The sequence below is a fragment of the Xanthobacter sp. DMC12 genome (assembly GCF_056314105.1).
Genome location: NZ_JBQUYZ010000002.1, coordinates 85787 through 99869, shown reverse-complemented (window position 1 = coordinate 99869; position 14083 = coordinate 85787). Strand labels below are relative to the sequence as shown.

Annotated in this window: 11 protein-coding genes; 9 read left to right on the top strand and 2 right to left on the bottom strand. The window is 69.2% G+C overall.

What is annotated here, in order from left to right:
- Positions 1 to 26: 26 nt before the first annotated feature.
- Genes ACT535_RS08675 through mraY form a run of 3 tightly spaced genes read left to right on the top strand, consistent with a single transcriptional unit; the run spans position 27 to position 4043 of the window.
- The gene (locus ACT535_RS08675; protein WP_476364074.1) at positions 27 to 1505 is read left to right on the top strand and encodes a UDP-N-acetylmuramoyl-L-alanyl-D-glutamate--2,6-diaminopimelate ligase; all 1479 of its coding nucleotides are present in this window, start codon (positions 27 to 29) and stop codon (positions 1503 to 1505) included.
- Entirely contained in the window at positions 1502 to 2950 is a 1449-nt protein-coding gene (locus tag ACT535_RS08670; protein ID WP_168458659.1) for a UDP-N-acetylmuramoylalanyl-D-glutamyl-2,6-diaminopimelate--D-alanyl-D-alanine ligase, read from the top strand. The genes ACT535_RS08675 and ACT535_RS08670 overlap by 4 nt, the downstream gene beginning before the upstream one ends.
- A 7-nt stretch (positions 2951 to 2957) precedes the next feature.
- Positions 2958 to 4043: a phospho-N-acetylmuramoyl-pentapeptide-transferase gene (gene mraY, locus ACT535_RS08665; RefSeq protein ID WP_168458660.1), complete on the top strand. Its 1086-nt coding sequence runs from the start codon at positions 2958 to 2960 to the stop codon at positions 4041 to 4043.
- 78 nt (positions 4044 to 4121) lie between these two features.
- Here the strand turns inward: mraY and ACT535_RS08660 are convergent, their stop codons facing one another.
- Positions 4122 to 4340, bottom strand: coding sequence for a YgaP family membrane protein (locus ACT535_RS08660; RefSeq protein ID WP_476364073.1), 219 nt, complete (start codon positions 4338 to 4340; stop codon positions 4122 to 4124).
- Positions 4341 to 4556: 216 nt separating this feature from the next.
- On the opposite strand from ACT535_RS08660, the gene murD reads away from it, so the two are divergent.
- The 6 genes from murD to ACT535_RS08630 all read left to right on the top strand — a co-directional run bounded on the left by murD (position 4557) and on the right by ACT535_RS08630 (position 13019).
- Positions 4557 to 6113: a UDP-N-acetylmuramoyl-L-alanine--D-glutamate ligase gene (murD, locus tag ACT535_RS08655; RefSeq protein ID WP_476364072.1), complete on the top strand. Its 1557-nt coding sequence runs from the start codon at positions 4557 to 4559 to the stop codon at positions 6111 to 6113.
- Between the two features lie 108 nt (positions 6114 to 6221).
- On the top strand, positions 6222 to 7115 hold the full coding sequence (locus tag ACT535_RS08650; RefSeq protein ID WP_168458665.1) for a TIGR01459 family HAD-type hydrolase: 894 nt from the start codon (positions 6222 to 6224) through the stop codon (positions 7113 to 7115).
- Between the two features lie 134 nt (positions 7116 to 7249).
- On the top strand, positions 7250 to 8203 hold the full coding sequence (locus ACT535_RS08645; RefSeq protein ID WP_476364071.1) for a bifunctional riboflavin kinase/FAD synthetase: 954 nt from the start codon (positions 7250 to 7252) through the stop codon (positions 8201 to 8203).
- A gap of 56 nt (positions 8204 to 8259) precedes the next feature.
- Positions 8260 to 9510, top strand: coding sequence for an aminotransferase class I/II-fold pyridoxal phosphate-dependent enzyme (locus tag ACT535_RS08640; RefSeq protein ID WP_476364070.1), 1251 nt, complete (start codon positions 8260 to 8262; stop codon positions 9508 to 9510).
- Positions 9511 to 9524: 14 nt separating this feature from the next.
- Positions 9525 to 12008 (top strand): DNA translocase FtsK, encoded by a 2484-nt coding sequence (locus ACT535_RS08635; protein WP_476364069.1) that lies wholly within the window; start codon positions 9525 to 9527, stop codon positions 12006 to 12008.
- Between the two features lie 195 nt (positions 12009 to 12203).
- Positions 12204 to 13019, top strand: coding sequence for an outer-membrane lipoprotein carrier protein LolA (locus ACT535_RS08630; RefSeq protein ID WP_476364068.1), 816 nt, complete (start codon positions 12204 to 12206; stop codon positions 13017 to 13019).
- 28 nt (positions 13020 to 13047) lie between these two features.
- On the opposite strand, the gene recR is transcribed toward ACT535_RS08630, so the two are convergent.
- Complete coding sequence (gene recR / locus ACT535_RS08625; protein ID WP_168458668.1) at positions 13048 to 13653, bottom strand: recombination mediator RecR; 606 nt, start codon at positions 13651 to 13653, stop codon at positions 13048 to 13050.
- Positions 13654 to 14083 lie beyond the last annotated feature (430 nt).

Genomic DNA, 14083 nt, shown 5'->3' with positions numbered 1-14083 from the left:
GCGGGCGAATGCCAGAAAGGGGTCCGATGACCATACATTCCCTCGGACAGATCCTCGACGGCCACGCCCGCATCCTGACGCCCGACGGCGCGCAAGAGCCCATTACCGGCCTGTCCTCGGACAGCCGCTGCGTCACGCCCGGCGACCTGTTCGTCGCCATCCCCGGCACCCATGCGGACGGGACCCGCTTCATCGCCGACGCCATCGCGCGCGGTGCCGCCGCCGTGCTGATGGAACCGACCGCGCCGGCCCCCATCCTGCCGCCGCAGGTGGCCCTCGCCTTCACGCTGGACGCCCGGCGCTCCCTGTCGCTGGCCGCCGCCCGGGTCTATCCGCGCCAGCCGCAGACCGTCGCCGCCATAACGGGCACCGCGGGCAAGACCTCGGTCGCCTTCTTCCTGCGACAGATATGGGAACGGCTCGGCCATCGCGCGGCGTATCTCGGCACCATCGGGCTGGTGAAGCCGGACGGCGCCACCTATGGCAGCCTCACCACGCCCGACCCGGTGGAGCTGCATGCCACCCTCGACGCGCTCGCGGGAGAGGGCGTCACCCATATGGCGCTCGAAGCCTCGTCCCACGGCCTCGACCAGAAGCGGCTCGACGGCGTGTGCCTCGCCGCCGGCGGCTTCACCAATCTCGGCCGCGACCATCTCGATTATCACCCGACGATGGACGCCTATTTCCGCGCCAAGCTCCGCCTCTTCACCGAGGTGATGCCGCTGGACGCCGCCGCCGTGGCCGTCACCTCGGCCCCCTTCGCCGCGACGGCGCTCGCCTGGGCGCAGACGCGAGGCCTCCGGCTCCTGCCCATCGGCGAGGGACGGTCGGACGGCATCGACATCGCCGCCGCGACGGGCTCGCCGGCCGGTCAGAAGGTGATGTTCGCGGACGGCTCCAGTGCCGTCGTGCCGCTGGTCGGGCGTTTCCAGCTGGACAACGCTTTGCTCGCCGCCGGCCTCGCCATCGCCTGCGGGGCGGATCGCGCCGAGGCGTTCGCTGCCCTCGCCCACCTCAAGGGCGTTCCGGGGCGGCTGGAGCGCATCGGCGACGATCCGCGCCGGCCGGTTTTCGTGGACTACGCCCACAAGCCGGAAGCCCTCGCCACCGTGCTCGACACCCTGCGCGCCGCCATTCCCGGCCGGCTGGTGGTGGTGGTCGGCTGCGGCGGTGACCGCGACCGGGGCAAGCGGCCTATCATGGGGGCCATCGCCGCGATGAAGGCGGACATGGTGATCGTGACCGACGACAACCCGCGCAGCGAGGACCCGGCGGCGATTCGCGCCGAGGTCCTGGAAGGCGCCCGCGGCGCCGGCCGGGACAATGTGCGCGAGATCGGCGACCGGGCGGAGGCCATCCGGGCCGGCGTTGCCCTCATCGAAAGCGGGGATGCGCTGCTCGTTGCCGGCAAGGGTCACGAAACCGGCCAAATCATCGGCGACCGGACATATCCATTCTCGGATGCGGCGGAAGTCCTCGCCGCCCTCAAGGAGGTCGCGGCATGAATGCGGGCGAAACGGAAGGCCGGGTCCTCCACTCCGTCGCGGAAATGGCGGCGGCCATGGGGGCTGAGGTGCGCGGCACGCCGCGCGACGCCACCGGCATCTCCATCGACAGCCGCTCGCTGGCGACCGGCGACGCGTTCTTCGCCATCGCCGGAGAGAACAGCGACGGCCACGCCTATGTGGGCAAGGCGCTGGAGGCCGGCGCATCGGCCTGCGTGGTGGCCCGCGACAAGCTTGAGCAATTCCCCGCCGACGCCCCCCTCTTCGTCGTGGACGACGTGCTCGCTGCCCTGACCGACCTCGCCCGCGCCAGCCGCGCGCGCTCGCAGGCGGGCATCGTCGCGGTGACGGGATCGGTGGGCAAGACCACCACCAAGGAGGCGCTGCGCATCGCCCTCGGCGCCGATGGCGAGACCCACGCCTCCGCCGCTTCCTACAACAATCACTGGGGCGTGCCCCTTTCCCTCGCCCGCCTGCCGCGCGAGGCGCGCTACGGCGTGTTCGAGATCGGCATGAATCATCCGGGCGAGATCACGCCGCTGGTGAAGCTGGTGCGCCCGCAGGTCGCCATCATCACCACCGTGGAGCCGGTTCACATCGCCCAATTCTCGGGGATCGAGGAGATCGCCGACGCCAAGGCGGAGATCTTCCAGGGGCTGGAGCCGGGCGGCGCGGTGGTGCTGAACCTCGACAATCCCCTCTTCCCCCGCCTCAAGGCCGCAGCGCAGGCGCTGGGCATCGACCGCATCGTCACCTTCGGCGAGACGGCCGGCGCCGACGTGCGGCTGAAGGAGGCGGCGCTGCAATCCTACTGCTCGGTGGGCGTGGCGGACGTGATGGGCACGCCGGTGACCTTCAAGGTGGGCATGCCGGGCCGCCACATCGTGCAGAACATGCTGGCGGTGCTCGCCGCGGCGAAGCTCGTCGGTGCGGATCTCGCGCTGGTGGGCCTCGCGCTGTCGCGGATGAAGGCCCCCCCCGGCCGCGGCGTCGCGCTGCGCCTGCAGGTGAAGGGCGGGCAGGCGACACTGCTTGACGAGAGCTACAACGCCAACCCTGCCTCGATGCGCGCCGCCCTCGACGTGCTCAGCCGCACCCCGGTGGGCCCGCGCGGCCGCCGCATCGCAGTGCTCGGCGACATGCTGGAACTGGGCCCCGACGGCGAGGCGCACCATGCCGAACTGGCCGAGGCGATCCGCGCGGCGAAGATCGATGTGGTGTTCTGCTGCGGACCGCAGATGCATGCGCTCTGGCAGGCCCTGCCCTCGGAGCGGCGGGGCGGCTATGCGATCCACGCCTCCCACCTCGAGCCCATGGTGGCGTCCGCCATCCGGGGCGGTGACACGTTGATGGTCAAGGGTTCCAACGGCAGCCGCATGGGACCGCTGGTCAAGAGCCTCGCCGAGCGCTTCCGCGCCGCCGAGGATGCGCTGCTCGAAGGATAGAATTCAGATGCTCCAGTGGCTTGCCGATCTCCACCAGTCCTTCACGGCCTTCAACGTCTTCCGCTACATCACCTTCCGCACCGGCGGGGCCGTGGTGACGGCGCTGCTGTTCGTCTTCCTGTTCGGCCCGGCGATGATCTCCATGCTGCGGCTGAAGCAGGGCAAGGGCCAGCCCATCCGCACCGACGGCCCGCAGTCGCATCTGCTCACCAAGAAGGGCACGCCCACCATGGGCGGGCTGATGATCCTCGCCGGCATCACGGTGGCGACGCTCCTGTGGGCCAACCTCTTCAACGTCTACGTCTGGGCCGTCCTGCTGGTGATGATCGGCTTCGGCATGATCGGGTTCTATGATGATTACCTGAAGGTGACGAAGCAGACCCACAACGGCCTTTCCGGCAAGACGCGCCTTGCCATCGAGGCGGTGATCTCCGGCGTTGCCGTGGTCATCATCATGACCATGGGCAAGTCCGGCCTCTCCACCTCGGTGGCCTTCCCCTTCTTCAAGGATCTGCTGCTCAACCTCGGCGTGTTCTTCGCGGTGTTCGGCGTGTTCGTCATCGTCGCCGCGGGCAATGCGGTGAACCTCACCGACGGGCTCGATGGCCTCGCCATCGTGCCGGTGATGATCGCGGCCGGCACCTTCGGCCTCATCGCCTATCTGTCCGGCAACGTGCGGTTCGCCGATTACCTGCAGATCCACTATGTCGCCGGCGCCGGCGAGTTGGCGGTGGTCTGCGGCGCGGTGATGGGCGCCGGCCTCGGCTTCCTGTGGTTCAATGCCCCGCCGGCCCAGGTATTCATGGGCGACACCGGCTCGCTGGCGCTGGGCGGCCTGCTCGGCACCGTCGCGGTGGCCACCAAGCACGAGATCGTGCTCGCGGTGGTGGGCGGCCTGTTCGTGCTGGAGGCGGTCTCGGTGATCGTGCAGGTGGCGTCGTTCAAGCTCACCGGCAAGCGCGTGTTCAAGATGGCGCCCATCCACCACCATTTCGAACAGCTCGGCTGGACCGAGCCGCAGGTGGTGATCCGCTTCTGGATCGTCGCCGTGGTGCTCGCACTGGCGGGATTGGCGACGCTGAAGCTGCGGTGAGCGGCGGTAGCACCTGACGAAAAAAGGCTCGCGGGGGCGCTCCCGCGGGCCTTTTTTATGGCCTTGCGCCGAAAGACTTCACCGCCCGCAGGTATTCACCCCCAGCAGCGGATAGGCCGGGCAAAAGCGGAAGGCGGCGGTGAGCAGCATCACCACGCCGACGGCGCCGATCAGCCAGGTCCAATGCCCGAGCCCGGCCAGCGCCGGCACGGAGGGCGCCACGAAGGGCACCAGGATCAACACGACCCCGGCAATGAAACGCAGCACCCGGTCGATGCCACCCACGTTCGCGACCATCCCGATCTCCCAAGTTCGGCGACCAGATCCGGCGGGGGCTCCCCCGCCATCCTGTCGATATACATTCAATAATATGAATGTCGATCTAGGCAAGCAGGGGATTTCCCTTAAGGCGCGCCGCGCGGGCCTCTGCCTACGAAAGGGGTTCGCACTTTTTCGCATCATGCTCTAGACGGATGCCCGGACTGCATTGCCGCAACGGACGATTTTACCGCCATGATCCCCGTCACCGTCTTCAAGGATGCAACCGTCGCCCTTTTCGGGCTGGGTGGCTCGGGCCTTGCCACCGCAGAGGCGCTCAAGGCCGGCGGCGCCACCGTTGTCGCCTATGACGATTCCGAAGCCTCCCGCCGCAAGGCCGGCGAGGCGGGTATCCTCGTGCAGGATCTCCACGACATCGACTGGACCATCGTCCAGTCGCTGATCCTCGCCCCCGGCGTGCCGCTCACCCATCCCGAGCCGCACTGGTCGGTGAAGCTGGCGCAGGGCGCGGGCGTCGAGATCATTGGCGACATCGAGCTGTTCTGCCGCGAGCGGCAGGCCATCGCGCGCCGCTCGCCGTTCATCGCCATCACTGGTACCAACGGCAAGTCCACCACCACGGCGCTCATCACCCACATCCTGCGCGTCGCCGGCCGCGATGTGCAGATGGGCGGCAACATCGGCACCGCCATCCTCTCCCTCGCTCCGCCGAAGCCCGGCCGCGTGCATGTGGTGGAGTGCTCCTCCTACCAGATCGACCTGGCCCCCGGCCTCGACCCCTCCGTGGGCGTGATGCTCAACATCACCCCCGACCACCTCGACCGGCACGGCACCCTCGAGAACTACGCGGCCGTGAAGGAACGCCTCGTCACCGGCGTCGAGCAGACCGGTACCGCCGTGGTGGGCGTGGACGACGATTTCTCCGCCGCCATGGCCGACCGCGCCGAGCGCGCCGGCAAGCATGTGGTGCGCATCTCGGTGAAGCGGCCGCTGCCCGACGGCATCTGGCGCGAGGGCGAGACGCTGGTGGTGTCCGAAGGTGGTGCCGAGGTCTTCCGCCTGCCGCTGGGCGGCATCGGCTCCCTGCGCGGGGCGCACAATGCCCAGAACGCCGCCGCCGCCTATGCCGCCTGCCGTGCGCTCGGCGTCGCGCCGGAGGTCATCGCGGTGGCCATGAAGCGCTTCCCCGGCCTCGCCCACCGCATGGAAGAGGTGGGCAACAAGGGCAAGGTGCTGTTCGTCAACGATTCCAAGGCGACCAATGCGGACGCCGCCGAGCGGGCGCTGACGAGCTTCACCGACATCTTCTGGATTGCCGGCGGCAAGCCGAAGGCCGGCGGCATCGCGCCGCTCGCGCCCTTCTTTGATCGTATCGCCAAGGCCTATCTCATCGGCGAAGCGGCGCAGGATTTCGCCGCGACGCTGGGGGACACGGTGCCCCACGAGATCGTCGGCACCCTCGACAAGGCCGTGGAAGCCGCCGCGCGGGACGCCGAAGCGGCCGGGCGCGCGGATGCGGTGGTGCTGCTGTCGCCCGCCTGCGCCAGCTTCGACCAGTATCCCAATTTCGAGGTGCGCGGCGACGCCTTCCGCACGCTGGTGCAGGCGCTGCCGGGCATCGAGGCCCGCACCCGGTCCACTACGCCGGTGGCGCAGAAGGAGCCGCCCAAGGGCGGCGGCCATCCGCACGGCAATCCCCATGGCAACCCCCACGGTGGCGGACACCCCCACGGTGCGGGAGGCCACATGGGCGGACATCCCGGAGGCCACCCCGGCAAGGGGCATCCCTGACCCCCGCCCCGGCTTCGTCCGCCGCCCCGCAATCCGCCCGGAGCCGACGGCTGGCCTTGTGATTCAAGGCTTTCCGTGGCATTTGTGCGCCGCACAATGGAGAGATCGATGGCCGAAACCGGCACCCGCACGCCCCTGCACGCCCCGCCGCTGGTGGAAGGCCTCTCCGCCTTCGCCGGCGCCTACGACCTGATCCTTTGCGACGTCTGGGGCGTGCTGCACAACGGCGTCGCGTCCTTTCCCTCCGCCTGCGAGGCGCTGACGAAGGTGCGGGCGGGCGGCGCCACGGTGGTGCTCGTCTCCAACGCGCCGCGGCCCAACCGCTTCATCATGGGCATGCTCGACGGCCTTGGCGTGCCGCGCACCGCATACGACGCCATCGTTACCTCCGGCGACGTGACGCGCGACATGCTGGAGGCGCGGCCGGGCGCCCGCGTCTATCACCTGGGTCCCGCGCGGGACGTGGGCACGTTCGACGGTCTGGACCTCACCCTCACCGGCCTTGAAGACGCGGACCTCGTGGTCTGCACCGGCCTCCTCGACGACGACGTGGAGACGCCCGAGGACTACGCCGATGCCCTCGCCGCCATGAAGGCGCGGGAACTGCCGTTCATCTGCGCCAATCCCGACCTCGTGGTGGAGCGGGGCGACAAGCTCATCTTCTGCGCCGGGGCCATCGCCCAGGCCTATGAGCAGATCGGCGGCAAGGCCTATTGGTGCGGCAAGCCCTACCGGCCCATCTACGACACCGCCTTCGCCCGCGCCGAGGTGATCCGTGGCGAGGCGGTGGAGCGCTCCCGCGTGCTCGGCATCGGCGATGCGCTGCGTACCGATATCGCTGGCGCCAACGATGCAGGTTTCGACAGCCTGTTCATCTCCGGCGGCATTCATGCGCAGGAGCTGAAATCCATCGACGGCGCCATTCCGGATACCGAATCCCTCGCCGATCTCTTCACCGGCCATGCCCATCCGCGCGGCGTCATGCCCCGGCTCGCCTGGTAATTGCGACCGGGCGACATTCGGTTCCTTGAATTCGCCCGCGGTTTGACCGATCTCGAAGGCCGAATATCCTGTCCCGGTGCCGTCGAGGTTCCGGGGCATTCCGCCGAACACCAAGGCAAGGCCTGCGCCCGCCGATGACCGTTTCCCTTCCCCCTGATTTCGTGCTGGTCCGCGGCCCCGAGCCCCTGCCCCCGGCGCTGGCGCGGCCCGTCATCGCCATCGGCAATTTCGACGGCGTGCATCGCGGCCATCAGGCAGTGTTCGCGGCGGCGCGGTCCATGGCGGCCGAGGCGGGGGGGCCGGCCCTGGCCCTCACCTTCGAGCCCCATCCGCGCACATTCTTCAATCCCGCCACCGCCCCCTTCCGCCTGACTCCGGCAATGGAGAAGCTGCGTCACATCGCCGACAGCGGCCTTAAGGGCGCCATCGTGCTCGATTTCGACGCCGCCCTCGCGGCCATGGAAGCTGAGGACTTCGTGCGCGAGGTGCTGGTCGGCCGCTACGGCGTTGCCGGCGTGGCGGTGGGCTTCGATTTTCACTTCGGACGCCAGCGCGCCGGATCACCCGCCTTTCTCAAGGAGGCAGGAGAACGGCACGGCTTCGCCGTCACCGTGGTCGAGCCCATGCGCGACGAGAACGACGCGATTTCCTCCACCGCCGTGCGCCGGGCGCTGGCTTCGGGACAGGTGGGCCATGCCGCCCATATGCTGGGGCGCCCCTTCGCGGTGACGGCCGAGGTGATCCACGGCGACAAGCGTGGCCGCACCATCGGCTTCCCCACCGCCAACCTCGCCTTGCCGCAGGATCTGGAACTGGCCTTCGGCATCTATGCGGTGCGTGCCGTGACGCCGGCCGGACGGTTCGACGGCGTGGCGAACTATGGCCGACGCCCCACCTTCGACAATGGCCGGGCGCTGCTGGAAGTTCACCTGTTCGATTTTTCCGGCGATCTCTATGGCCAGTCCATCGAGGTGGAGTTCCACGCCTATATCCGGCCGGAGCTGAAGTTCGACGGCATCGACGCCCTCGTCGCGCAGATCAAGGCCGATGCGCGGCAGGCGCGCGAGGTGCTGCTCCGCGAAGTCTGACGGATCGCCGGGTTAAGTTAGCCACACCTTAACCGGCTGGTCCCATTCTGGAGCGGATGACGAAAGCCGCCAGAGAAGACCGCAAAGCCGTGCCATCCGCTCCCGCCGCTCCCCCGGAAGACCGCCGCTCGCCCTTCATTCGGCTGGCCGACCTCCTTGCGGGGATCGAGCCGGGGCGCCAGCCGCTGAGCGCCGCCGTGGGCGAGCCGCAGCACGCCATGCCGGATTTCGTCGGCCCAGTTCTCACCAATAATCTCGCCGGTTTCGGCCGCTATCCGCGCGCCGAAGGCACGCCCACCTTCCGCGCCGCCGCCGCCCGCTGGCTGGCGCAGCGCTACAAGCTCGCGAAGCCGCTCGATGCGGACCGCGAGGTGCTGGCGCTGAACGGCTCCCGCGAGGGCCTGTTCTCCGCCGCCATCGTCGCCCAGCGCCTCGCCGATCCGGCGAAGGGGGCGAACGGCAAGCCGGCCATGCTGCTGCCCAATCCATTCTACGCCGCCTATGCCGCGGGCGCGGAGGCCGCCGGCTGCGAGGCCGTGGTCGTGCCGACCACCAAGGAAAGCGGCTGGCTGCCTGACCTCGACGCACTCGACGCGGACCTGCTGAAGCGGACGGTCGCGATCTACATCGCCTCGCCTGCCAATCCGCAGGGCGCCATCGCCTCCGCCGACTATCTCGGCAAGGCACTGGAGCTGGCGCGGCGCAACGGGGCGTTCCTGTTCTCGGACGAGTGCTATTCGGAAATCTATCTGGGTGCGGAAAAGCCGGCCGGCATCCTTGAGGTGGCCGGCACAGACCTCTCGCGCGTGGTGGCGTTCAACTCCTTGTCCAAGCGCTCGTCCTTGCCCGGCCTGCGCTGCGGCTTCTGCGCCGGTGATCCGGCCTTCCTGAAGGATTTCCTGGCCTTCCGCTGGGTGGCCGCGCCGCAGGTGCCGGAGCCGCTGCAGGCGGTCGCCGTGGCGGCGCTGGAGGACGAGGCCCACGTCACCCGCTCCCGCGACCTCTATGCCGCGAAATTCGACCTCGCCGACCGCATGCTCGCCGGCCGCTTCGGCTATGAGCGGCCCGGCGGCGGCTTCTTCCTCTGGCTCGACGTGTCCCACCTTGCCGACGACCACCTCACCGGCGGCGAGGCGGCGGCCGTGAAGCTGTGGCGCGAGCAAGGCCTGCGCACGGTCCCGGGGGGCTATCTGGCCCGCCGCGATCTCACCGGCGCCAACCCCTCCGCCGGTTTCCTGCGCGTCGCGCTGGTCCAGGATCTGCCCACCTGCGAGGAGGTGCTGAAGCGCCTCGTCGCGGCCCTCTGAAGGGAGCCGCGCCCATGCCCATGGCCCGCCGACGCCCGAAGGCTGCCGCCACCGCCGATGCCGTCATCAACAGCCGGATGGACGCCCATCCCCATCAGGTGCCGCGCCTCGAACTGATCCCGGAGAGCATCCGCCTCGTGGTGCGCCGACGTGGGCGGGAGATCGTCGGCACCGGCCTCATCCTGGCAACGCTGACCTCCTTCGTGGCGCTCGGCACCTGGTCCGCGGCCGACCCGAGCCTATCCAACGCCACCCACGCTCCGGTCACGAACCTTCTGGGCCGGCCCGGCGCGATCATCGCCGACCTGCTGATCCAGCTCTTCGGGCTCGCGGCGCTCGCGGTCCTGCTGCCGCCGCTCTATGCAGGCTGGCGGCTCGTGACCCATCGGCCCTTCGCGCGCGAGCGGCTGCGCATCACCTGCTGGCTCATCGGAGTGCTGGGCACCACCGCCTTCCTCGGCGCCATTCCCCAGCCGGATCACTGGCCGGGCCTCACCGGCCTCGGCGGCGCTTTGGGCGACCTCTTTCCCCGCGCCTTCGGCGTGATGCGCGGCGGCGCCCTCGCCGCCCTCGATTCGATGCTGATCGGTGGCGCAGGCCTCGCGGTGGGCGCCGCAGGCCTCTTCTTCGCCCTCAGCGGCGGCCGCCGCACGCCGCTCAAGCTTGCCCCCGCCTCCGAACTGCCGGGCGAGGTGGGCGACGAGGACGAGGAGGACGACGGCACCGCCGTTTCCCTCGGCGCCCTCACCCATACTTTCCTTTCGTGGAAGGCGCGCCTCTCCGGTGCCGGTCTGGCGCGGCGGGCCATCCCCGCCCCTGCCCCCTCGGCCACCCCCGCGGAAGGACCCAACCTGCGGCAGGAGCCGCGCCTGGGGGGCGTTGCCGCGCCCCCGCCCGACGACGCGGCCGACGCCCCGCTGGATGCCGTCCCCGAAAGCGCAGCCGCACGCCGCCGGGCCGCCCGCCGCGGTGGCCGCCGCCCCGGCTACCAGCATCCCTCCCTCGAACTGCTGACCCCGGCGCCCCCTTCCAAGGCCCCGGCGGTGAACCCGGAGGCGCTGTCCGGCACCGCGCGCGAACTGGAGGCGACGCTGCAGGACTTCGGCGTGCGCGGCGAGATCGGCCAGGTTCGGCCCGGTCCGGTGGTGACGCTCTACGAGCTGGAGCCGGCGCCCGGCATCAAGTCGTCCCGCGTCATCGGCCTCGCCGACGACATCGCCCGTTCCATGAGCGCCATCTCCGCCCGCGTCGCCGTGGTGCCGGGCCGCAATGCCATCGGCATCGAGCTGCCCAATCCGAAGCGCGACAAGGTGCTGCTGCGCGAACTGATCGCCACCAAGGATTTCGGCGACACCGGCCACAAGCTCGCCATCGCGCTGGGCAAGACCATCGGCGGCGATCCCGTGATCGTCGATCTCGCCCGCATGCCGCATCTGCTGGTCGCCGGCACCACCGGCTCGGGCAAGTCGGTGGCCATAAATACCATGATCCTGAGCCTGCTTTACCGGCTGAAGCCGGAACAGTGCCGACTCATCATGGTCGATCCCAAGATGCTCGAGCTGTCCGTCTATGACGGCATTCCCCATCTTCTTGCCCCTGTCGTCACCGATCCGAAGAAGGCCGTGGTGGCGCTGAAGTGGGCGGTGAAGGAGATGGAGGACCGCTACAAGAAGATGTCCAAGCTCGGCGTGCGCAACATCGACGGCTTCAACGCCCGGGTGAAGGACGCCAGCGAGAAGGGAGAATCCATCGCGCGCACGGTGCAGACCGGCTTCGATCACGAGACCGGCGAAGCCATCTACGAGCGCGAGGAGATGAACCTCGAGCCCCTGCCCTACATCGTCGTCATCGTCGACGAGATGGCCGACCTGATGCTCGTCGCCGGCAAGGAGATCGAGGGCGCCATCCAGCGCCTCGCCCAGATGGCCCGCGCGGCCGGCATCCATCTGGTGATGGCGACGCAGCGCCCCTCGGTGGATGTCATCACCGGCACCATCAAGGCGAACTTCCCCACCCGCATCTCCTTCCAGGTGACCTCGAAGATCGACAGCCGCACCATCCTTGGCGAGATGGGCGCGGAGCAGCTGCTGGGCCAGGGCGACATGCTCTACATGGCCGGCGGCGGCCGCATCTCCCGCGTCCATGGCCCCTTCGTCTCCGACGAGGAGGTGGAGAGCGTGGTGAAGCACCTCAAGGCCCAGGGCGCCCCCGCCTATGTGGAGGCGGTGACCGCCGAGGATGCCGAGGACGAGGACGGCGACGGAGCCGTGTTCGACAAGAGCGGCATGGGCGACGAGGGCATGGACCTCTATTCCCAGGCGGTGGCGGTGGTGATGCGCGACCGCAAATGCTCCACCTCCTATATCCAGCGCCGGCTCCAGATCGGCTATAATCGCGCGGCTTCGCTGGTCGAGCGCATGGAGAAGGAGGGCCTCGTCGGCTCGCCCAACCACGCCGGCAAGCGCGAGATCCTGCTCCCCGAGCAGGCCGCCGAGTGAGCGTGCCGCGTCATTCTCCCACCTGAGCGGTTCCCGGTTCCGGTTGAAGCTTCGGCCGAACCGGAACAGAAGCAACGCCGGGCGGTTTTCCGGGCATCGGCAAGGCCACAGGTTCGCCATAGCCCGGCCGCAAGTTGCGTATTAGACCCCTGTCCATCCGATCAGCCCGCGCGGGGCGGGATCGGAGCGTCGGGAATGACCTTCCTGCCAGCGACACGCCCTGCGCCAGAGATGCCCATGATGCTCATCCGCTCCGCCGCCAAAAGCCCCGCCCTCGGCACTGCACGCGAGACCCGCGCCCCGTCGGCCAAGGCGCGCCGCGTTGGCGCCGCCGGCCTGCTGCTGGCGCTGGGACTTGTGGCGGCCGGCTCTGCCGGCGCCCAGACGGTGCCGCCCCCCGGCGACCTCATGCGGCCCCAGGGCCAGATGAAGGGCGCCCCGGCCGCCCAGGCCGCGGCCCAGCCGGCGGACGGTCGTGCGCCGAAGGCCACGGTGGACCGCATCACCAATTACTTCAATTCGGTGCAGGCCATGACCGGCACCTTTACGCAGATCGATCCGGACGGCTCCAAGCGGACCGGTGACTTCTACATGCAGAAGCCAGGCCGCGTGCGCTTCGAATACGATGCGCCGAGCCCGGTGGAGCTGATCTCCAACGGCCAGTCCGTGGCCGTGCGCGACCGCAATCTCAACACCCAGGACATCACGCCCCTGTCGCAGACGCCGCTGCGCTTCCTGCTTGCGGAACGCATCGATCTCTCGACCGAGCCCCATGTGACCGGCATCTTCCAGGATGATCGCTTCGTGACGGTGGTCATGCAGGAGACGGTGCCCATGTTCGGCACCTATCGGTTGCTGATCCTGTTCGACGCCAAGACCTCTGCCCTGAAGCAGTGGGTCATCACCGACCCGCAGGGCTACGACACGCAGGTGTCCCTGTCGAACGTCCAGGTGAACAAGCGCCCCGACCCCAAGCTGTTCGTCATCAACTTCGAGCGGATGCTGCAGTGAAAGCTGGGGATGACTGCCGGTCCGCAGATCACATCTGCGTGCGCGCGCGGATAGCGGCCGAGAGCGTTCCCTCGTCGAGATAATCGAGTTCTCCGCCCACCGGCACGCCCTGGGCAAGGCGCGTGACGCGGGCGCCGGTGTCCCGCAGCACATCGGTCAGGTAATGGGCCGTTGTCTGCCCATCCACCGTGGCGCCGAGCGCCAGAATGACTTCCGTGACGTGCTGGTCGTGCACGCGGGTGACCAGGCTGGCGAGATTGAGATCGTCCGGGCCCACCCCATCCAACGGCGAAAGCACGCCCCCAAGCACATGATAGCGGGCATTGAGGACGCCGGCGCGTTCCAGCGCCCACAGGTCGCCCACGTCCGCAACCACCACCAGCGTGCGCGCATCCCGCGTGGGGTCGGTGCAGACCGTGCAGGGATCGGTCACATCCACGTTCCCGCAGGTGTGGCAGGTGACGATCTTGCCGATCGCGTCGCCCAGCGCCGTCGCCAGCGGCGCCATCAGCGTCTCGCGCTTCTTGATGAGGTGCAGGGCCACCCGGCGCGCCGAACGCGGGCCGAGGCCCGGAAGGCGGGCCAGAAGCTGGATCAGACGCTCGATCTCGGGGCCGGCGACGGCGCGTGGCATGGCATCCTCGTCCCCGCCGCGCGGGAAGCCCTGGCGCGGCTGATGAGTTCCCGGGGAGCCATCACACCGCAAATCTGAAAACCGCCCCTGCCCGGGCCGGGACGGCCCCACCTAACGCGGTTCGCACCCGTGCGCCAGCGTAAACGACATGGCTCCCATGCGGTCGCTACCGACAAGCTCAAGACGGCCCTGCGTTCCGCCAAAGCAGGGCAGGGCAGGTAGCGACGCCAGGGAAACCTCGGCCGGCGTCGCACTCGAAAGTTGTACAAATCGGTGCATGTACTTGTTGCCGGCCTGATAGAAGAACAGCGCATGCCGCCCTCGCCCTAGTATCTCCCCGGCTATGGACGCCCTGCCTTCGACACCGGTAGGCCGGGAACACTTCCAGGTGCCGTTGTTTTCATCTGTCCAGCCCCCGATTCGCTGATCT